Genomic DNA, 19087 nt, shown 5'->3' with positions numbered 1-19087 from the left:
GGTCAGCGCGCCGCGAGTTGCTCTGCCCGCTCCACCACGTTGGTGAGCAGGAAGGCGCGGGTGAGCGGTCCGACACCGCCGGGGTTCGGGGAGACGAAACCTGCGACCTCGCGCACATCGTCGGCGACGTCACCGCGGAGCCCGTCCGGCGTGCGCGAGACACCCACATCCAGGACTGCCGCGCCCGGCTTGACCATGTCGGCGGTGACGAGTCCGGGTACACCTGCTGCGGCAATTACGATGTCGGCCCGGCGCACCTCCGCGGCGAGGTCCCGGGTGCCTGTGTGGCACAGAGTGACGGTGGCGTTCTCGCTGCGGCGCGTGAACAGCAGCCCGATCGGGCGGCCGACGGTGACACCGCGGCCGACGACCGTCACGTGCGATCCCGCGATCGGCACGTCGTAGCGCCGCAGGAGGTGCAGGATTCCGCGCGGCGTGCAAGGCAGTGCCGCCTCTTTGCCGAGGACCAGGCGACCGAGATTGATCGGATGCAGCCCGTCGGCGTCCTTGTCTGCGTCGATCCGCTCGAGGGCAGCGTTCTCGTCGAGGTGCCGGGGCAACGGCAACTGCACGATGTACCCGGTGCAGGCCGGATCCGCATTGAGCTCGTCGATCGCCTGCTCGAGCTGTTCCTGCGTGATGTCGGCGGGCAGGTCCTTGCGGATCGACGTGATGCCGACCTTCGCGCAGTCGTTGTGCTTGCCGCGCACGTACGCTGCCGATCCCGGATCGTCGCCGACGAGGATGGTGCCGAGGCCGGGCGTGATGCCCTGCTCCCTCAGCACGGCCACTCGTGCCTTCAGGTCCTCGAAAATCTCGTCGCGGGTCGCTTTGCCGTCCAGGATCGTCGCAGTCACGGTTCCATTGTTCCAGGCGACTGCGCGTCGCGGATCGTCAGCCCGCGTGCGCGGGTCGCGGTCTGCCGATTCCGGTTGCCGTCCGCCGTGTGGGGGCCCGGGGCGGGGTCATCTCATGAGCGGTGACCGGCTTACCCACGGTTGCCGCCTCGGGGCTGTTGCAGCGTGAGCAGGCCCGGCAGAACTCGGGGCGGATACTCCCGGGCGACTCCATTTCCGAACATCCACCGGCACCACCGCGCTGTCGCTTGTCAGCTTGCGCGCCAAGGGGTTGCTGCGCGGCCGACACGGATCAGAACGAAGCCGCAAGATGTTGCTTATGCACAACAACATTCGATGACGGAGCGGGCGCGAAAGGACACACCGACCCCACCACCCCCCCGATACAGCTCGACAGCCTGTCATTCGAACACCCTGGCGTAGAAGACTTTTCACGACCCTGCCGCGACATCGAGACCGCCGGGCCACATCTACCATCGCGAACCTCGCCGAGGCCGATACACAATCAGTAACGGATTGTCGTGTGCGTGCGACAATCCCGTTGACACACAACCGAAAACAGGAGGCACCCCATGGGCTCGGTCGAAATCTTGCAATGGATCGGCGACGGGTACGTCGCAGGAGAGCCGATACAGTCCGCGCTCTTCACCGCTATTGCTTTCCTCGGGATGCCGTTCGCGGTGATCCACCTCCTGCTGGGTGGATCCTTCTAGTCGGCAGCGCATCAGCTCGCCGTCCGGAAACATCCGTCTTCTCCGGGCGACTCGGGAGCCGGTTGCGCTCCGGCCACCATCGGGGCGCGACCTCCCAGGCCCAGGGCGTTTACCGTCGTGGTGCTATCTTTCTTTGGTTATGTTCAGAGTGATGTTCCACGAACCACGCATTCCGCCCAACACCGGCAACGCCATTCGGATGGTTGCCGCGACGGGTGCCGAACTGCATCTCGTGGAGCCACTCGGGTTCGATCTCTCGGAGCCGAAACTGCGGCGTGCCGGTCTCGACTACCACGATCTCGCGTCGGTCACCGTCCATGCCGACCTTGCCTCAGCCTGGGACGCACTCAATCCCGAGCGGGTGTTCGCCTTCACCGCCCACGGCGCGGCGAGCTACGCAGAGATCGAATACAGACCGGGTGACGTGCTGCTCTTCGGGCCGGAGCCGACGGGGCTTGCTGCGGAGGTTCTGTCCGACCCGCACATCACGGCGCAGGTCCGCATTCCCATGCTGCCGGGTCGGCGTTCGTTGAACCTGTCGAACGCGGCCGCGGTGGTCAGCTACGAAGCCTGGCGCCAGAACGGCTTCGAGGGCGCCGTCTGATTCGCTTCCCTCTCGACACGGCAGTGGCCGGGCATCTCCGGGATGCCCGGCCACTGCCGTCGGATCGCGATGATGACTACGCGAGTGCGTCCACAATGCGGTCGACGACGTTGTTCGCGCTGTAGTAGTCGAGGCGGAAGCTGTCGTAACCGAGCGCGTAGACCTTGCCGGTGCGCACCGACGGAATCTCCGCGAGCAGCGGATCGGCTTGCATCGCGTCCGCTGCAGGCTGTTCCGCACTGATGACGAACGTGATGGCTCCGGGCAATGCCCGCGAAAGGTTCTCGACCCCGACCGGCACGACGTCGGCGCGACCCGCCATGATGCCCTTGTCCGCGTTCGCGATGTCGTCGGGCAGCGGCGCGGTGGTCAGGCCGAGCCGGTCGGCGAGCTGCCCCTGGGCGGACACAGCAGTGAAAATCCGGGAATCCTGCGGGGAGTTGTAGGTGAGGATGTTCACCTCGGAGGAGTCCGACAGTGCCGGCGCGATCGCGGCGCGGGCGTCTTGGACTTTGGTGTCGAATTCGGAGATCAGCTCTTCTGCACGCTCCTCCGCACCGACCGCAGTGGCAAGAACCGTGGTCATTTCCTGCCACGACTTGTCGGTGTAGTCGAACACGAGCGTGGGCGCGATCTGCGACAGGACGTCGTATCGCTCCTTGGCAGAATCGGCCCCGCCGGCCGAGACGACGATCAGATCCGGTGCGGCAGCGGTGATCCGCTCGATGTTCGGCTCACCCTGGTACAGGGTTTCGACCCCGCGCTCGTCCGCGACATCGGCCCACTGACTGAACCGGCCCTGCTCGTCGGTGGTATTGCTCGTGGGCTGGGCGCCGGTGCCGATCAGCGGGGCGTCCAGTGCGAGCAGCGATCCGGTGAGGGTGACGCTCGTCGATACGATGCGCTCCGGCGGGGCATCGAGAGTGACAGGGCCGTCGGCGGTGTCGACGGTGCGCGGCCATTCGCCGGACACGGCCGACGGCTGCGACGCCTCTTCTACAACTTCCTCGGACGAACACGCGACGGCTGCGGTGCCGACCGCGAGTACGCCGAGTGCCGCCACGAATCGGGTGACGAACGCTCGGCGACGAGGCATTTTCGGGGACAACGGAATCCTCCTGCATAGCGATAGCGGTACGATACGCACCTTACTGTTAGGTAAGCATGTCCTAAGTAGAGGGGTGCCTGTGCGCGGTGTCGGAGAAGTCGGGTGGGACACCCGCGACGTGGAGCTGCTGGGACGTCGGCTATACCGGGAAGGTGCGCCGCTTATCGATCCCGGTCCTGCCGGCCACGTCACCGCGACGTTCGTCTTCCGGGTTCCCGCCGGTTCCGATATTCGTCACGTCTATCTGGATGCCCACGGCATCACCGATCGCCATAATCCCGAGTCCCAGGCACTGCACCGACTCGGCAACAGCGACCTCTGGACGCTGCCCATGGTGTTGCCCGAAGCGTGGCGGGGAAGCTACGGGTTCCTACCGCGAACCGAGCCGATCACGCGCCCGGCCGTGGGTGAAACCGAGTGGGAATGGTGGCGAGGCGTTCTTGCCGGCCTGGTGACGGACCCTGCCAACCGCCTCCCCACTTTCTCGTTCATGGGCGGCCGGGCCCGCTCGGAAGCCGTGATGCCGAGCGCTCCGCCCCAACTCTGGTGGGATCATTCCGCGGTGCAGGCGCGCGGGACGATGACCGAAGAGTTCCGAACGATAGCCGGGGTGGGACGCCGGATCTGGATCTACGAACCGCCCGGACTTGCCGAACGCGACCGTCCGGTGTTCGTGGTGTTCGACGGCCAGGTTGCGGCAGTAGAGGTTCCCATCGCGCCGGCCTTCGACCGCTTCACCGAACGCGGCGTCCGAGTTCCGCTGGTCGTGATGATCGACAGTATCGATTCCGATGTTCGCTCCCGTGAACTTCCTTGCAGTGCACAGTTTCTCGGCGGCCTGACCGACGAGCTGCTCCCCTACCTGCGAGCGGAGTGGCAGACCACCGGCGACGCGCGTTCCGTCCTCGCGGGCGGCTCGAGCTACGGCGGATTGGCGGCGACCTATGCGGCACTGCAGGCACCGCGGCATTTCGGTGGCGCCGTGAGCTTGTCCGGCTCGTTCTGGTGGCCCCGGCCGGGCATGCCGGGACAACCCGACGCGACAGCCCGGTCCATACAACGGCAACTCGACGACCTCGAGCCGCACGGGTCACGATTCTGGATGCGTGCCGGAGTTCTGGAGCCCCGCTTGATCGAAGAGAATCGCGACGTTCGGCACCTGCTGCACGCAAAAGGGTTCGACGTCGACTACCGCGAATTCTGCGGCGGTCACGACAACGTTCACTGGCGTGACGGGTTGGTCGCGGGAGCCGCAGCACTGCTCGGCACCGCTGCCGCTCACTGAGTGCTGCGGCCCGCGGCCGCTGCCGCTACTCGCCGCTCTCGGTGGGCCTGCCCGAACGCGCCCACCCGTCGGTGCCTGCGGCGACGGACACCGCGTCGATTCCCCGGCCCGCGAGATAGTTGGCGGCCTGGAGGCTGCGTCCACCGACGGCGCAGATCACGTACACGGTCCCGGTCGTGGGAATCTCGTCGACCCGGGCGACGAACTCGCTGAGCGGGATATTGGTGACGCCGGGCACCCGCACCTGGGCGTATTCGTCGCGTTCCCGCACATCGATGACGGGCGCTCCGTCGGCGAGTGCGGTCTCGAAGGCAACCAGGTCGACCTCACGCATCGGTGTGGGTCCTCTCGATCAAGGGTTTCGTCGGGTGCTCCGGACGAGCGTCGCAGGCGCGTGACGAGCCATACGACAGGGAGAATTCCGGGCGCACACGATCGGGAACATCCCCACGGTAGCGCGACCCCGCACGCCACCATCCAGGCACCCGATGCAGACCACCGACAGTCGCGGGTATCACTGAAAGTCGCGCGACTTGCCCGGCATCCGCAGGTCCAGAGGTTCCAGGTGGTCGGCGAGCAGCGTCACCACGCCGTCGGCGTTCTGGAGCCGTCCCCGGACGAGCAACGCCGAGGCGGTATGCGCGAGGGTGCGGTACCGCGCCCACAGCCCGACCGAACACACCACGTTCACCATGCCGGTTTCGTCCTCCAGGTTGAGGAAGGTGACGCCTGCGGCCGTCGCGGGTCGCTGCCGGTGCGTCACCGCCCCTCCGACGAGCACCCTCGTTCCGTCCCGCACGTCGAGCAGTCGCGACGCCGGAACCACGCCGAGCGCGTCGAGCCGTGCACGCAGGAACTGCGTCGGGTAACTGTCCGGGGACACCCCCGTGGCCCAGACATCGGCCGCGGCGAGTTCGAGCGCACTCATGCCCGGCAGTGCCGGCGCCACGGTGGTCGCTCCGACACCGGGCAGGCGCCCCGGGCGCTGGGTGGCAGCGGGGGCAGCAGCCCACAGCGCCTCACGCCGGGTGACGCCGAACCCGCCGAGAGCTCCGGCGGTCGCGAGGGCCTCGGCCTGCGCCGTGGTGAATTCGATCCGCGCGGTGAGGTCCAGGAACGAGGTGTACGGACCGTGTTCCTGTCGTTCGGTAACGATCCGCTCAGCGAGGTCCTCGCCGATGTGCCGCACCGACGCAAGACCCAGCCGCACTTCCTTGCCCGCGTTCTCCACCGTCGCATGCGCGAGGCTCGCACCGATGTCGGGGCCGTGCACGATCACCCCGTGCCGGCGCGCGTCGGCGACGAGTGACTGCGGAGAGTAGAAGCCCATCGGCTGCGCCCGGAGCAGACCCGCGCAGAATGCGGCGGGATGATGCAGTTTGAACCAGGCGGAATAGAAGACGAGCGACGCGAAACTCTGTGAATGACTTTCGGGGAAACCGAAATTCGCGAATGCGTGCAGTTTCTCGTAGATGCCGTCGGCGACGGCGCCGGTGATGCCGTGCAACTCGCGCATCCCGTCGTAGAGGCGGTCGCGCAGGCGCTCCATCTTCTCGGGTGACCGCTTCGATCCCATCGCCCGCCGCAACTGGTCGGCCTCGGCTGCGCTGAATCCGGCCGCATCGACTGCCATCTGCATCAACTGTTCCTGGAACAGCGGGACGCCGAGGGTGCGCTCGAGCGACTTCTCGAGACACGGGTGGTCGTAGGTGACGGGTTCGAGTCCGTTGCGACGGCGAATGTACGGATGCACGGACCCGCCCTGGATGGGTCCCGGCCGGATGAGCGCCACTTCGATGACGAGGTCGTAGAAGTTCCGGGGTTTCAGACGCGGCAGGGTTGCCATCTGCGCGCGCGACTCCACCTGGAACACACCCACCGAGTCGGCGCGACGCAGCATCTCGTACACGCCGTCCTCGGTCAGGTCGAGTTGCGCGAGATCGACCCGGACACCTTCATGTTCGGCGACGAGATCGATCATGTAATGCAGCGCGGAGAGCATTCCCAGTCCGAGTAGGTCGAATTTCACGAGTCCTGCGGCCGCACAATCGTCCTTGTCCCATTGCAGGACGGTGCGGCCCGGCATCCGCGCCCATTCGACAGGGCACACGTCGGAGACGGGCCGGTCGCAGATCACCATGCCGCCCGAATGGATTCCGAGATGCCGTGGCAGGCCTTCGATCTGCTCGGCGAGATCGAGAACGGCGGCGGGGATGTCTGCGTCGGTTTCGACGCTCACTCCCCCCCATCTGCTGATCTGCTTGCTCCACGCATCCTGCTGCCCCTGGGAGTAACCGAGCGCGCGTGCCATGTCGCGAACCGCCGACCTCCCGCGGTAGGTGATGACGTTGGCGACCTGCGCGGCGTGGGTCCGGCCGTATTTCGCATAGACGTGCTGGATTGCTTCTTCGCGCCGATCGGATTCGATGTCGAGGTCGATGTCGGGAGGCCCGTCGCGCTCCGGTGACAGGAACCGTTCGAACAGCAACCGGTTGCGCACGGGATCGACGTTGGTGATGCCGATGGCGTAACAGACAGCAGAGTTGGCAGCCGAACCTCTTCCCTGGCAAAGGATGTCGTTCTCCCTGCAGAACTCGACGATGTCGTGGACGACCAGGAAGTAACCGGGAAAGCCGAGACTGCCGATGATGCCGAGTTCGTGTTCGATCTGCCGGTACGCGTCCCCGTTCTGCTCGACCGGCCCGTACCGGCGGAGTGCGCCGGCGTAGGTGAGGGCGCGCAGCCACGTGAACTCCGTGTGCCCGTCGGGCACGTCGAACGGAGGCAGCTTCGGGGCGATGAGCCGCAGGTCGAAAGCACATTCGCGACCGAGTTCCGCCGCGGTATGCACGGCACCGGGAAAGGCCGTGAACAGCCGGGCCATCTCGGCTCCGGAGCGGAGATGGCCGCCACCGGCGGGAGGGAGGCGACTCGCTGCGTCGTCGAGGCTCTGTCGATCGGATATGGCAGCCATGGCCATGGCGAGTCGCCGGCGCTCCGGCCGGGCGAAGTGTGCGGCGGTACCTGCTACAGACGAAATTCCGTGGCGCTCCGCGAGCCCGAACAGTGCGACATTGCGTTCGTAGTCGTCGGGAGTTCCCTGCCAGGTGAGTTCGACGGTGACGCGGTCGGACCCGAACCGCTCGACGAGATCGAGCAGAGCCGCTTCGGCGGCTCCCGGACCACCGCTGTCGAGGGCACGGCGCACGTGTCCGTTACGGCACCCGGTGAGGATCTGCCAGTGGCCGGCCGCCGCATCGGTGAGCGCGTCGTAGTCGTAACGAGGTTCGTTCTTCTCCCCTCCGACCAGGTGCGCATCGGCGATCTGGCGAGACAACCGGCGATACCCCTCCTGTCCGCGGGCGAGCACCAGCAGATGCGCATCGTCGAGCGTCAACTCCGCACCGAACACCGTCCGCATGTCGAGTTCCCGCGCGGCTTCGGCGAAGCGCACGGCGCCGTACAGGCCGTCGTGGTCGGTGATCGCGAGAGCCTCGAGGCCGAGACGCACCGCTTCTTCGACCAGTTCCTCCGGGGTCGAGGCGCCGTCGAGAAAGCTGAACGCCGAGTGCGTGTGCAGCTCGGCATACGGCACCACCGGGCCGTCGGGCGGCCGGGCCCGACTTTCGTACTCGCCTCGGGCGCGGCTCCACGCCGGGCTGTCGTTGCCGTCACCGGGGTGGACGGGATCGCGACGGGAAGTGCCGGACGGAGGCCGGCCGGAGAGGACACGTTCCATCTCCGACCAGGTCGGTGGGCCGTTTCCCCATCCCATCGGAACACCTCCAGCTGCACGTATTCACCAGAATTATCGCACGTATGTTCGATTCTGGGTACAAGCGCGGTGGTGATGGCGCTCGGGGCAGGCATCTGGGCCCGAGCGCGGCACCGGCTCGAATGCCGGATTCACGGCCGAGGCCCCTATTGAGCCCGAGACTATTGAGCCAGAATGGAGGGAGGCATCGAGGATGTCGACTCTCGTGCGGTTCTCGCCGGGAGCCCCCGGTCCGTGGTCCTCATGCCTTCCCGCAATGCGAAAGAAGGTCCGGACCATGAGAAGGCATCGCTTCATAGTCACAGCCGCCCTCGTTGCTCTCGTACCCCTGGTTTCCTGCGACAACGACCGAACCGAGTCATCCGCCACTCCCCCGACCACCGGCGCGAGCGTCAGCCGAATCGAACAGGCATCGGTCCCCGGCGTCGACCTCCCCACCGTCCCGATCGGTGACACCGTCACCGTGTCCGTGGAGGTGGTCGGATCCACCGAAGGGGTCATCGGCACCGCGGACGTGACCGTGTCCAACTTCGCACCACTCCCCCACCCGCGAATCGAGAAGTATCCCCCGCACCCCACCGCCCTCGATCACCTCGGCTACACCGTGCTCGTCGAGATCGAAACCCGGGCCGGCGAGTTTCCGTACAATGCCTTGTACTTCTCGCTGCGCACACCCGGCGGAGCCATCTACGTCGCCTCCACACCCGGCCTCGACGACGACCTCGGGTCCGGAACCCTGCGCACGGGCGAAAGCCGCTGCGGAAGCCTCCTGTTCGAGATTCCGCCCGGAGCCGACCCCGCCGAGGTCGTACTCGTCGATACCGACGACTCCACCCCTGTCGCATCCTGGACACTCGACTAGGCCCGTGTTTCGATCGATCGCATGGGGGATTGTCGAATTCGTTGATTTCGATCCGGTACCGCGGCATACCGTTCATGTCGGTGGTGGACGACGAGGGACGAGTGAAAACATCGGTGGCGCACGGCAAACCGCCGTGCGCCACCGGCTGCCACCGACTACCGCAGGTCGTCGAGGGCGGTGATGCGCTCCTCGATCCACGAGCGCATGGCTTCGACGCTGCCCTGTAACGACTCGGCGGTCAGTCCGTCGGACGTGGAGACAGACGCGGACACCTCGTCGAGAATCTCGAGAGCGCGGCCGCTGCCGTAGATCTGCTCGTGCAGCTGCCGGTAGGCGTCCTCGTACATCGCGGTGAAGGCCTCGGATTCGAGGAACCGGGTTTTGAGGGTATTGCCGATCTGCGGTGGGGCCTGCCCTCCGCCCGGCATACCCTCGGGTGTTTCGCCCTGTATCCCTGGCATTCCCTCTGGGCCGCCGCCCGGCAATCGCGGCATGCCCTGAGGGAACCCGCCCGGTCCGCCGCCCGCTCCGCCGTCGGGTGCGGTTGCCGGGGCAGAGTCGGCGCCGCCGCTCATGGCCCCCTGCCCCATCCCGGGGCCGCCAGGGCCGCCGGGGCCGCCGGGGCCCATTCCACCCGGCCCCATCGACACGCTGTCGTGCGGACCAAGGGTGGCGTCGCCCTGCATGGCAAGGTTCAGATCCCAGGAGATCACCGACAATTTCTCGGTGTCGAGGTCGTACCAGAGGTAGTAGTTCTGTCCCGGGCCTGCCATGTCGTCTCCGTTGACGAGCAGGTTCTGGGTGGCCAGATAGCGGGCGAACGAGTCGACGTCCACCCACTCACCGAGCCGCGCGGCGAATTCTTCGTCGCTCGCCGAATCCAACCATCTCGAGAAGTTGATGAGCGGCTGCAGGTTTCCGGTGCCCACGGCGTTGATCTGCTTGAACTGGCCGGAGTAGGACGACTGGTCGTCGCCGACGTATTCCAACCGTGAGGAAGCATCCGCCTTGTAGAGATAGCCGTTCGAGTCGAACAGGCTGTTGGCGTAGGTGTCGTCGGGATGTTCGAGCACCAAACGGGTGGTGGTTGCGCTGTCGTTGACCGAATACACGGTGTACGCATAGCGCTGGGTGGGCTGATCGGTCTCAGCGGTGAGCGATAGGGCCATCGCCTCGTTGAGCACCGGCGAGCCGGGCCGCACCGACAACTCGGTCATGCCTTGATAGGCACGTCCCTCGGCGTTCTCATCGAAGCTGATCAGCAGTGGCAGCGACGTCGGATCCTCCGGATCCGCCTGAGAAATCGTCCCGCCCATACCGGGCGGTCCCTGCGCCGGATCGAATCCTTCGGGCAGCTCGATACCCTCGGGCGCCATCTCCGCGAAATCGGTTCCACGGACCCCCGTGAGCGTGGAATTGCCTTTCAACCGGACAGAGGCGTCCTCGATACGGATGCCGTCGATGACCACATCGGCGTTCACCCACTTCTTGTCCCCGGACTTCCGGAAAGTGGAGATCATGTCGTCGTACTCGGCATCGCTGATCGCGATGGACAATTCGTGGGTGACGGAGGTATCGAACAAGTCGACCGTTCCGGTGATGTTCTCGGTGATTTCCGAGGCGATGATCGAGGCGTCGCCGGTGATGTACGGGCGGACCCTCGTAGCGCCGAACACCGATGCCACGATCACAACGAACGCGATGAGTGCGACGGGCAGTTTCCAGTGCTGCCGCAGCGATTTCGGTATCCGGTGCCGCATGCGGCGCCGGGGTGGGATGGGGGTGCTCACTACAGGTCGGTCTGGTCGTATCCGGTCAGCACGGTCACCCGCTGACCGGTGTTCACCGCACTCAGCGCGGAAACGAGTTCGCCGGCGGACAGGCCCTTCTTCATCTGCGCCGTGTAATACAGCTCGGTCAAGGCGCCCGAGCGCACGGATTCTGTGGAGACGAGCTCGTACTCACTGCAGTGCTTGATGAGCACGTCCTCGACCATCGCCGTGTATTCCGGCGCCGGCGGCACCTGGACCTTGACAACCTGTCGGCTGACGTCGAGCTTGAACCAATTGAACTTGTTCATGATCAACAAGACAAGGCAGATCGCGATGGTCGCGGCGATCGCGAGCAGATAGAAGCGGGTACCGGTGGTCATTCCGACGGCCATCACCAGGAAGATGAACCCGACATCACGGGTTTCCTTGATGGCATTGCGGAATCGGATAACCGACAGAGCGCCGACGAGAGCAAAGGCCCGGGCGATGTTCGAGCCGACCACCAGCATGATCAGGGCGATGATCATGCCGCACAGCACGAGCGTCTGCACGTAGGACTGGCTGTAGGAGACGTTCTTGTGGGTGTAGCGGTAAACCCAGGCGATCACGCTCGAGAGGACGAACGACAACGTCAGTGACACCACGATGTCGAAGACCGTGAACGTGCCGCTGAGGTCTTGGAAATCCAAATTCATGACGATCCTGTTTCGGAAGAGGGATGAAGCGATCGCCGCCGCAGGTGTCGGGGGCAATCGGGACGCCCGGCATCGATGCCGGGCGACAGGAAGAGAATGCGTGCCAGGTCAGCGCATCGGGGTCTAGGAGACCGGAATCGGTGTGATGGCCAACAGGTCGTCCGCGACCTTGGCATCGAATCCTTTCGGCAACACCAACTCCGGCGCACCGACACGCGAGCGTGGCGCGAGCCCGAACGCTTCGACCGACTGGCAATATTTCGACACCCGGATCACCGACATGTCGAGTCGGGCCGTGAGATCGGTTACCCAGTAGGGCACCCGCTCGTTCGCCTTGAGTTCGACGATGGCGAGCTTGGGCGGAATGATGAATCGGTTTTCTGCGCCCGAGGCGAAGTGGAAGTCCCGGTCGCGGCCGTGCACCTTGTGATCGATCGTCACCCGCAAACCCAGGTCGGCGCCGCGTCCGACGAACGCCTCACGCAGATAACCGGTGGTCACGATCGGCCGCAGATCCAGGTTGCCGATCAACATGGAGACCTCGTTCACGAAGGGTCGTTGCGAGTCGTCGCAGTCGATCTCCTCGCGCCCGTTGAGCCACCGCTGCGCGAGACCGTACGGCATGGCGGTGCGCCGTTTCTGCGTGACCCGATTGACCCGCTGCTTGATCTCGACCTGCACCGAGGTGTCGTCGGTGCACTCGGCAGGGTTGCCGTACAGGCGCAATCGCACCTTGCGCCGGAACTTCAGGCCCTCGATCTTCTCCCAGTAGAAGCGCAGATCGGGAGTGTCGTAATACAGCGAGGTCACCGGATACCCGCCGTGCGGCGAGTACGGATCGGTGTCCATGCGGGCGGCGAGTTCGCGCCGCAACTCGGGAACCTTGAACTCGTCGACGAAGTACTTGATCTCGTAACGGTTGAACGCGTGCAACTTGCTCGCGGTCTGCTGATAACCGGCAGGTTCGGTCGGGACGTCTTCCGCCCGCTGCCGGTCCGGCGCCGACCGGTCACGGAATCGGTCGAACATACCCATTGCTTCCGCCTTTCTCGGTCACCAGTGCTGTACGCGCAATGTTCACCCCCACAGCACACACCGGACGCCTCGAGGAAACTTGGAGGTTACCTGGCAATCGGCTGTCAATCGCGCAGGTACTCGGCGACGAGCAACTCACCTGCCACGGCCAATTCCGGCACCTCGGCCGACTCGGGCTCGGCTTCGGGGAATTTGCCGTCACCGAACGCCACCGGTCAACGATCTGTGCAGGTGGATCGATTTGTCCGGAAGATGCCCGACCGCACTGCAAATCCGATAAGAGAGAAAAGTTCCGGACGGAGCGTCAACGATCAGGAAGCGTGGAAACAGAGCACCATCGACGTAATTCCCAGCCCTGAGCTGGGGTGCACGGCTCACCTGCAACCAAGGGGTTGCCGATAGACGAATCGGGGTGCAACCATGGGGTTGCACCCCGCTCGCATCGAACGAGGAGACGTCATGACCGACGAGCTCGACCGCATCGAACGACAGATCGCCATCGACGCACCGGCCGCGCGGGTCTGGGAGCTCGTAGCCGAACCCGGGTGGTACATCAACGACCACACGATCACCGAACACCGACTCGAACGCGACGGCGACCTCACCGTCGTTCACGATCCCGTCCACGGCGCCTTCCTGTTCCGCACGGTCGCACTGGATAAACCGCACTACGCGGCGTTCCGCTGGTTGGCCGACAGCACCGACCCCGACAGCCCGTCCACGCTCGTCGAGTTCCGGGTCGATGCCGTCTCCGACTCCTCCACCGTCCTGCACGTGACGGAAACCGGATTCGAGTCCCTTCCCGGCGACGCCGCCGAGCGTCGCGCGAAGTACGAGGGAAACGTCGAGGGGTGGACCATCGAACTCGATCTCGCACGACAGCACCTGGAAAGCGGGCAAATCGTTGCCGCACAGTGAAATAGGAAGGTTCGACGACGGCGGTTCCGGCGCGGCCGCAGCAACCGGCCCGACCCGCGTATTCGCCGCACTCGCGGACGATACGAGGTGGCAACTGTTGCAACGACTCGCCCGCTCCCCGGCGTCCGCGTCAGGTCTGGCGGGGGAATTCACGGTCTCGCGTCAAGCGATCGCCAAGCATTTGTCGATACTGGAGGACTGCGGTCTGGTGACGTCCGAACGTGTCGGCCGCGAACTCCGTTTCTCCGCAGCCGGTTCCCGGCTGAGCGCGGTGGGCAGGGCCCTGGAAGCGGTGGGCTCGGGATGGGACCGACGGCTCGACGCCATCAAGAAGGCTGCGGAGCGCTCCCCGTGAGAGTGGAATGCTGTCCGACGGTCGAAGACCTGCGCGACTCGCGAGCTCAGTAGCCTGCCGACGGATCGACGCGCGCGACGAGGTCCTCCCCCGCGACGAACCGCCGAACGTTCTCACGAAGAGTGGGCGCGAATGCCGCCGTGAGCCCGCTCCGGGTGTTCGCAACGTGCGGGGTGATTACGCAATTGTCGAAGTGCCACAACGGATGTCCGTCCGGAAGCGGTTCCGGCTCCGTCACGTCGAGCACCGCGCCGGCGATCGCCCCCGCACGCAACGCATCTACCAGCGCATCGGTGTCGACGAGGTTGCCGCGGGCCACGTTCACCAGCCACGCCGTATCCGGCATGGCATCGAACGCCGCAGCGTCGACCAGCCGGTCGGTGTCGGCGGTCGCGGGCGCCGCAACGACGAAGTGGTCGGCCATGGTCCACACGTCCGAGGTGCGGTGTGCCGGCAACGTCACCGACGCTCCGTCGACCGGACGTCCGGAACGGGTGACGGCGACGACCTCCACCCCGAAGGCACGGAGTCTGGGAATCATCGCCCGGCCGATTCCCCCGCATCCCACGATCGCCACGGTCGATCCGTGCAGCGGGCGGACGAGGGGGTCGATATGATCTTTGCTCCACCGGTTGGCCGCGACGGCGGTGTGGAACTGCCGTAAGCCGACCAGCAGGGCTCCGACCGCATACTCGGCCACGTTGTCGGCATAGACCCCTGACGCGTTCGTCCACACCCTGGTGCGGTCGATCAGGCCGGCACGGAAGAACGGTTCGATGCCCGCGTAGGCGAGTTGCACCCAGCGCACCCGTTCCGGCAGGGCAGGGAAGTCCTCCGCGCCGCCGTACCAGACGACGGCGTCGGCGTCGTCGAGCGACGACACCGTGGCGCCACCGTCGGTGATCGCCGCAGCGAGGTAGTCGTCGTGGTCCGGGCCGAGATGAATTCGCATGTCGAAAACCCTAGTGCCGCCGCGGGAAAACGGAAGGCTACACCTGCGCAGGGGGTTGATCTTCGGGGTTCTCCCCGAGGGCAAGATCGGGTACCACACCGGAGGTGCCGCGTCGTGTCGCGGACGAGCATGATGAGTATGAAACTTCTGGTGCGGCTGATCGTGGCGGCACTCGCCCTCGTCCTGGTGGCGGTTGCGACCGGTGCCTCCGTCGTGGCCTACGCATGGAACACCGCCGACGTCGACACCCTCGGCCGGGTCGACTTCGACCGGCCGCTGCAGATCCCTCCGCTGGAGACCGGCACCGTAACCGCCGACGGCACCCGAGTGTTCGATCTGGAACTGCAGAGCGGCACGACCGATCTCGGCCACGGTCCGGGGACTCGGACGTGGGGTTTCAACGGGTCCTACCTCGGCCCGACCCTGCGTGCGGCGCGCGGAGAGAAGGTCCGTGTCGATGTCACCAATCACCTCGGTGAAACCAGCACCGTGCACTGGCACGGCATGCATCTGCCCGCGGCGATGGACGGCGGCCCGCACCAGACCGTCGACGCCGGAGAGACATGGTCGCCGAACTGGACCGTAGATCAGCCCGCTGCCTCCCTCTGGTACCACCCGCACCTCCACGGCAGCACCGCGCAGCACGTGTACAGGGGTCTGGCGGGGATGTTCCTCCTCGACGATCCGGCCGCTGCGACCACGCCCGCCGGCCGGGCGCTACCCCGTGAGTACGGCGTCGACGACATCCCGCTCATCGTCCAGGACAAGCAGTTCGACGGTGACCAACTCGATGCGGGCGCCGGTACATTCTCGAATGTCGGGACACTCGGCGACGAGATCCTGGTCAACGGCACTCCGCGGCCGTACCTCGACGTCACGACGGAGGCCGTCCGGTTGCGACTGCTCAACGCGTCGAACGCGCGCGTGTTCGACTTCTCGCTGGAGTCCGGCATGCAGTTCGACCTCGTCGGCAGCGATGGTGGCCTCCTCGAACACCCCACGCCCGTGAGCAGCGTCCAACTCTCTCCCGGCGAACGCGCCGAAATAGTCGTGCGCCCGCGGCCCGGCACCCGGGACGTTCTGCGCAGCACGCCGCCCGATCTCGATGTGGATTTCTTCCAGAAACGCTTCTCCGGTGGAGACGACAGCTTCGACATTCTGGAACTGCGCACGTCCACCGTCCTCGAAAGCTCCGCGGCGCTACCGGAACGCCTCACCACGTTCGAGGATCTCGGCGAGCCCAGCACCGTGCGCCGGATCGATCTGAACGGGACGAACATGATCAACGGCCGGGAGATGGACATGAGCCGCATCGACGACGTCGTCCCGGCAGGCTCGACCGAGTTGTGGGAGGTGCGGAACGGGAGCGGCACCCACCACAACTTCCATATCCATGATGTTCAGTTCGAGGTCGTCGACGCGACGGGTACACGAGAGGACGGCGCCCTCCTCGCCGGACGCAAGGACACCGTATTCGTGCCTCCGAACACCACGGTGCGGCTTCTCGTGCGGTTCGGCGATCACAGCGACCCCGCGATGCCGTACATGTACCACTGTCACCTGCTGCGACACGAGGACGACGGGATGATGGGACAGTTCGTCGTGGTCGGTCCGGACGATGCAGCCCGTGTGGATGGCGTCACCGATCACGCATCCCCGGGTGGGCACGGCACGCACGGCGGATAACCAGCGGAAATATCCGGGGAATACATCCTGGGGTGGCTGTGTTGGAACCGTGTGGATCGGCGCGTCAGTACGCCCCGGAGCCAGTATGAATGGCCTTCGTGGAATACCGTCCGGCTGGAGCCACGTTGCGCGAGACGCCGTGAGGCATCGGGCGCGTCGGTCCGCCTCTCTTTCTTCGCGCTCCCGCGCTGCGACGCCGGTGGATTGCGCTCCCATTTCCGTTATGACCGGTATCGCTGTGGCGGCCGATTCTCCCGCCAGTACAGTTGCCGTTCGGTAACCGAGGCAACCGAAACGGGAGTGTGCATGAACCGCTGGGCCGACATCGTGGTGACCAGAAGTCGGTGGGTTCTCGCCGCGGTCCTGTTGGTGGTCCTGGCTGCCGGAATCTGGGGAGTGGGGGTATTCGGAAAACTCTCCGGCACCGGCTACTACGTGGCGGGTAGCGAATCCATGCAGGCCCAGAAGATCATCTACGACACCTTCGGTCCGCAGACCGCAGACATCATCGCGATGTACACCGCTCCCGACGGCCAGACCATCGACGACATCCGAGACGACGTCGAGCAGACCCTCGGGCAGTTCTCCGACGAGGTGACGGTCACTTCCATCTCGACGTACTGGACGGCACCGCCGCCGATGAACCAGCTGCTGGTCTCCACAGATCAGCGCAGTGTCGCGGCCTCGATCATCCTGGGAGAGGACTCGGGGGTCACGAACGCTACTTTCCCGGCGGTCCTCGAGATGCTCGAGGTTCCCGGGGTCGATTCGCAATTCGCCGGTGGAACCGTCGTCGGAGTGGAATTCACCGGAACCCTCGAACACGACCTGATCGTCTCGGAGGCGATCGCGATCCCGGTGACACTCCTCCTGCTGGTGTTCATCTTCGGCGGGGTGGTCGCCGCAGCGGTGCCGGTGTTCGTCGGTGTCCTGGCGATCTTCTCTTCGCTCGCGACGCTGCGATTGCTCACGATGTTCACCGACGTGTCCTCGTACGCGCTGAACATCACCTCGTTGATCGGGCTCGGCCTCGCGATCGACTACGGCCTGTTCATCGTCAGTAGATTCCGCGAAGAACTCAACGCCGGAGCCGAGGTCATCGCCGCGACGAAGCGCACCATGTTCACTGCGGGGCGCACGGTGATGTTCTCTGCGGCCCTGCTGATCTGCGCATTCGCGGGCATGCTCGTCTTCCCGCAGTCGGTGCTGCGGTCGCTCGGCCTGGGCGCGATGGCGTCCGTGTTCAGCGCTGCCCTGCTGTCCCTGACCGCTGTGCCGGCCGTGCTCGCACTGCTCGGTCACCGAATCAACGCCTGGACCTGGGACAGGGAGGCGTCCGCTCGCAGCGAGGCCCGCGCCGTGCGCTTCTGGGGTCGTGTCGTGCGAAACGTGATGCGGCGACCGGCGACCATCGCGATCGTCATCACCGCCGGGCTGCTCGTGCTTGCCACACCGGTCTTCAAGGCCGGGTTCGGCGAGATCGAGTACACCGCACTCCCGGAGGACAGTCCCGCACGCGCCGCGACGCAGAAACTGCTCGACGACTTCTCCAGCAGCGGGAACGGCGCCACCCTGGTGGTGCGAGGCGACAACGGGCAGACACCGTCGGCCGAGGCGGTCCGTGAGGTGTCGCGCGCGGCGACCGCCCTCGACGGCATCGAGCAGACCGTCACCGTGGGTTCGGAGGGTGACGTCGCGGTGCTGCAAGCGCTGTACGGGCAGGGAGTCGACGGCACTCCCCGGGCGAGTGCCATCACCGACGAACTGCGAGCCGTCCCCGAACCCGCCGGAACGGAGGTGCTCGTCGGTGGCGGACGCGCGCTCGTCGACGACGCCAATGCCGCGATCGCCGACGCTCTGCCGTGGATGATCGCGATCATGGTGGCCTCGACGCTGGTGCTGTTGTTCCTTGCGTTCGGCTCCGTGGTGCTGCCGGTCAAGGCGGTCCTGATGGCCGGATTGAGCCTGGCAGCCACGTTCGGCGTGCTGACATGGGTGTTCCAGCTCGGGCACGGCGCATCGTGGATCGGTGTCGTACCGAATGCGCTCGAGCCGACATTCGTCGTCCTGATCCTGGCGGTCGTGTTCGGTCTCTCCACGGACTACGAGGTGTTCCTCATGTCCCGAATGGTCGAGGCCCGCGCGGCGGGTGCCACCACGGTCGAAGCCGTGGAATACGGCACCGCGCGGACCGGCCGGGTCGTCACTGCGGCCGCCCTGCTGCTGATCGTGGTGACCGGTGCGTTCACGATCTCCGGTCTGTCGATCATGCGGTTCCTGGGCATCGGCATGATCATTGCGCTGATCATCGACGCGACGATCATCCGGATGCTTCTGGTGCCGTCGCTGGTGAAGCTGATGGGTGAGGCGAACTGGTGGGCGCCGGCATGGATGAAGCGGATTCACGAGAAGGTCGGGCTGGGCCACTAGGACGCGACCTCGGTTTTCCGGCCCGCAATACTTACCTCAG

The 19087-nt window shown here is 65.8% G+C and carries 16 protein-coding genes; 8 read left to right on the top strand and 8 right to left on the bottom strand.

Annotated elements, in window-relative coordinates; genetic code table 11:
• Positions 1–2 precede the first annotated feature (2 nt).
• Positions 3–857, bottom strand: a complete 855-nt coding sequence (locus ACFWU2_RS13285) for a bifunctional methylenetetrahydrofolate dehydrogenase/methenyltetrahydrofolate cyclohydrolase (protein WP_169619886.1) — start codon at positions 855–857, stop codon at positions 3–5.
• Positions 858–1429: 572 nt separating this feature from the next.
• Here ACFWU2_RS13285 and ACFWU2_RS13280 point away from each other — a divergent pair.
• Positions 1430–1570, top strand: a complete 141-nt coding sequence (locus ACFWU2_RS13280) for a hypothetical protein (protein WP_169619887.1) — start codon at positions 1430–1432, stop codon at positions 1568–1570.
• A 139-nt stretch (positions 1571–1709) separates the two neighbouring features.
• Positions 1710–2174 carry a tRNA (cytidine(34)-2'-O)-methyltransferase gene (locus tag ACFWU2_RS13275; RefSeq protein ID WP_378606532.1) on the top strand — a complete coding sequence of 155 codons (465 nt, stop codon included), beginning with the start codon at positions 1710–1712 and terminating at the stop codon, positions 2172–2174.
• Positions 2175–2250: 76 nt separating this feature from the next.
• On the opposite strand, the gene fepB is transcribed toward ACFWU2_RS13275, so the two are convergent.
• Positions 2251–3282 carry a Fe2+-enterobactin ABC transporter substrate-binding protein gene (gene fepB, locus ACFWU2_RS13270; protein WP_378606529.1) on the bottom strand — a complete coding sequence of 344 codons (1032 nt, stop codon included), beginning with the start codon at positions 3280–3282 and terminating at the stop codon, positions 2251–2253.
• Positions 3283–3361: 79 nt separating this feature from the next.
• Between fepB and fes the strand changes: the two genes are divergently transcribed.
• A complete protein-coding gene (gene fes, locus ACFWU2_RS13265; RefSeq protein WP_378606526.1) occupies positions 3362–4567 on the top strand; it encodes an enterochelin esterase in 1206 nt (401 codons plus the stop codon).
• 25 nt (positions 4568–4592) lie between these two features.
• Here fes and ACFWU2_RS13260 read toward each other — a convergent pair whose 3' ends face one another.
• Both ACFWU2_RS13260 and ACFWU2_RS13255 read right to left on the bottom strand, forming a co-directional pair.
• Positions 4593–4901 carry a rhodanese-like domain-containing protein gene (locus ACFWU2_RS13260; RefSeq protein WP_296550813.1) on the bottom strand — a complete coding sequence of 103 codons (309 nt, stop codon included), beginning with the start codon at positions 4899–4901 and terminating at the stop codon, positions 4593–4595.
• Between the two features lie 180 nt (positions 4902–5081).
• The gene (locus ACFWU2_RS13255) at positions 5082–8342 is read right to left on the bottom strand and encodes an error-prone DNA polymerase (RefSeq protein WP_378606518.1); all 3261 of its coding nucleotides are present in this window, start codon (positions 8340–8342) and stop codon (positions 5082–5084) included.
• 277 nt (positions 8343–8619) lie between these two features.
• Here ACFWU2_RS13255 and ACFWU2_RS13250 point away from each other — a divergent pair, with 277 nt between their 5' ends.
• Positions 8620–9204 carry a hypothetical protein gene (locus tag ACFWU2_RS13250; RefSeq protein WP_378606515.1) on the top strand — a complete coding sequence of 195 codons (585 nt, stop codon included), beginning with the start codon at positions 8620–8622 and terminating at the stop codon, positions 9202–9204.
• A 155-nt stretch (positions 9205–9359) separates the two neighbouring features.
• Here the strand turns inward: ACFWU2_RS13250 and ACFWU2_RS13245 are convergent, their stop codons facing one another.
• The 3 genes from ACFWU2_RS13245 to ACFWU2_RS13235 all read right to left on the bottom strand — a co-directional run bounded on the left by ACFWU2_RS13245 (position 9360) and on the right by ACFWU2_RS13235 (position 12706).
• Complete coding sequence (locus ACFWU2_RS13245; protein WP_378607250.1) at positions 9360–10964, bottom strand: CotH kinase family protein; 1605 nt, start codon at positions 10962–10964, stop codon at positions 9360–9362.
• A gap of 29 nt (positions 10965–10993) precedes the next feature.
• Positions 10994–11671 carry a DUF4956 domain-containing protein gene (locus ACFWU2_RS13240; protein ID WP_378606512.1) on the bottom strand — a complete coding sequence of 226 codons (678 nt, stop codon included), beginning with the start codon at positions 11669–11671 and terminating at the stop codon, positions 10994–10996.
• A 123-nt stretch (positions 11672–11794) separates the two neighbouring features.
• Positions 11795–12706 carry a polyphosphate polymerase domain-containing protein gene (locus ACFWU2_RS13235; protein ID WP_378606509.1) on the bottom strand — a complete coding sequence of 304 codons (912 nt, stop codon included), beginning with the start codon at positions 12704–12706 and terminating at the stop codon, positions 11795–11797.
• A gap of 459 nt (positions 12707–13165) precedes the next feature.
• Here ACFWU2_RS13235 and ACFWU2_RS13230 point away from each other — a divergent pair, with 459 nt between their 5' ends.
• On the top strand, positions 13166–13624 hold the full coding sequence (locus ACFWU2_RS13230) for an SRPBCC domain-containing protein (protein ID WP_378606506.1): 459 nt from the start codon (positions 13166–13168) through the stop codon (positions 13622–13624).
• Between the two features lies 1 nt (position 13625).
• Complete coding sequence (locus ACFWU2_RS13225; RefSeq protein WP_378607247.1) at positions 13626–13979, top strand: ArsR/SmtB family transcription factor; 354 nt, start codon at positions 13626–13628, stop codon at positions 13977–13979.
• Positions 13980–14025: 46 nt separating this feature from the next.
• On the opposite strand, the gene ACFWU2_RS13220 is transcribed toward ACFWU2_RS13225, so the two are convergent.
• Entirely contained in the window at positions 14026–14931 is a 906-nt protein-coding gene (locus ACFWU2_RS13220; protein WP_378606503.1) for a D-isomer specific 2-hydroxyacid dehydrogenase family protein, read from the bottom strand.
• Positions 14932–15060: 129 nt separating this feature from the next.
• Here ACFWU2_RS13220 and ACFWU2_RS13215 point away from each other — a divergent pair, with 129 nt between their 5' ends.
• The gene (locus ACFWU2_RS13215) at positions 15061–16617 is read left to right on the top strand and encodes a multicopper oxidase family protein (RefSeq protein WP_378607244.1); all 1557 of its coding nucleotides are present in this window, start codon (positions 15061–15063) and stop codon (positions 16615–16617) included.
• 306 nt (positions 16618–16923) lie between these two features.
• Positions 16924–19047, top strand: coding sequence for an MMPL family transporter (locus tag ACFWU2_RS13210; protein WP_378606500.1), 2124 nt, complete (start codon positions 16924–16926; stop codon positions 19045–19047).
• Positions 19048–19087: the final 40 nt, after the last annotated feature.

It is taken from the genome of Rhodococcus sp. NPDC058639 (genome assembly GCF_042717545.1).
Taxonomy (GTDB): Bacteria; Actinomycetota; Actinomycetes; order Mycobacteriales; family Mycobacteriaceae; genus Rhodococcus.
Note: the sequence above shows the minus strand (reverse complement) of the source record. Positions and strands in the feature narration are given on the sequence as shown.

Coding starts and splice junctions, on each gene's coding strand:
- ACFWU2_RS13280 (WP_169619887.1), top strand. CDS start 1,430: ATGGGCTCGGTCGAAATCTTGCAATGGATCGGCGACGGGTACGTCGCA.
- ACFWU2_RS13275 (WP_378606532.1), top strand. CDS start 1,710: ATGTTCAGAGTGATGTTCCACGAACCACGCATTCCGCCCAACACCGGC.
- ACFWU2_RS13260 (WP_296550813.1), bottom strand. CDS start 4,901: ATGCGTGAGGTCGACCTGGTTGCCTTCGAGACCGCACTCGCCGACGGA.
- ACFWU2_RS13255 (WP_378606518.1), bottom strand. CDS start 8,342: ATGGGATGGGGAAACGGCCCACCGACCTGGTCGGAGATGGAACGTGTC.
- ACFWU2_RS13250 (WP_378606515.1), top strand. CDS start 8,620: ATGAGAAGGCATCGCTTCATAGTCACAGCCGCCCTCGTTGCTCTCGTA.
- ACFWU2_RS13245 (WP_378607250.1), bottom strand. CDS start 10,964: ATGCGGCACCGGATACCGAAATCGCTGCGGCAGCACTGGAAACTGCCC.
- ACFWU2_RS13240 (WP_378606512.1), bottom strand. CDS start 11,671: ATGAATTTGGATTTCCAAGACCTCAGCGGCACGTTCACGGTCTTCGAC.
- ACFWU2_RS13235 (WP_378606509.1), bottom strand. CDS start 12,706: ATGGGTATGTTCGACCGATTCCGTGACCGGTCGGCGCCGGACCGGCAG.
- ACFWU2_RS13230 (WP_378606506.1), top strand. CDS start 13,166: ATGACCGACGAGCTCGACCGCATCGAACGACAGATCGCCATCGACGCA.
- ACFWU2_RS13220 (WP_378606503.1), bottom strand. CDS start 14,931: ATGCGAATTCATCTCGGCCCGGACCACGACGACTACCTCGCTGCGGCG.
- ACFWU2_RS13215 (WP_378607244.1), top strand. CDS start 15,061: ATGATGAGTATGAAACTTCTGGTGCGGCTGATCGTGGCGGCACTCGCC.
- ACFWU2_RS13210 (WP_378606500.1), top strand. CDS start 16,924: ATGAACCGCTGGGCCGACATCGTGGTGACCAGAAGTCGGTGGGTTCTC.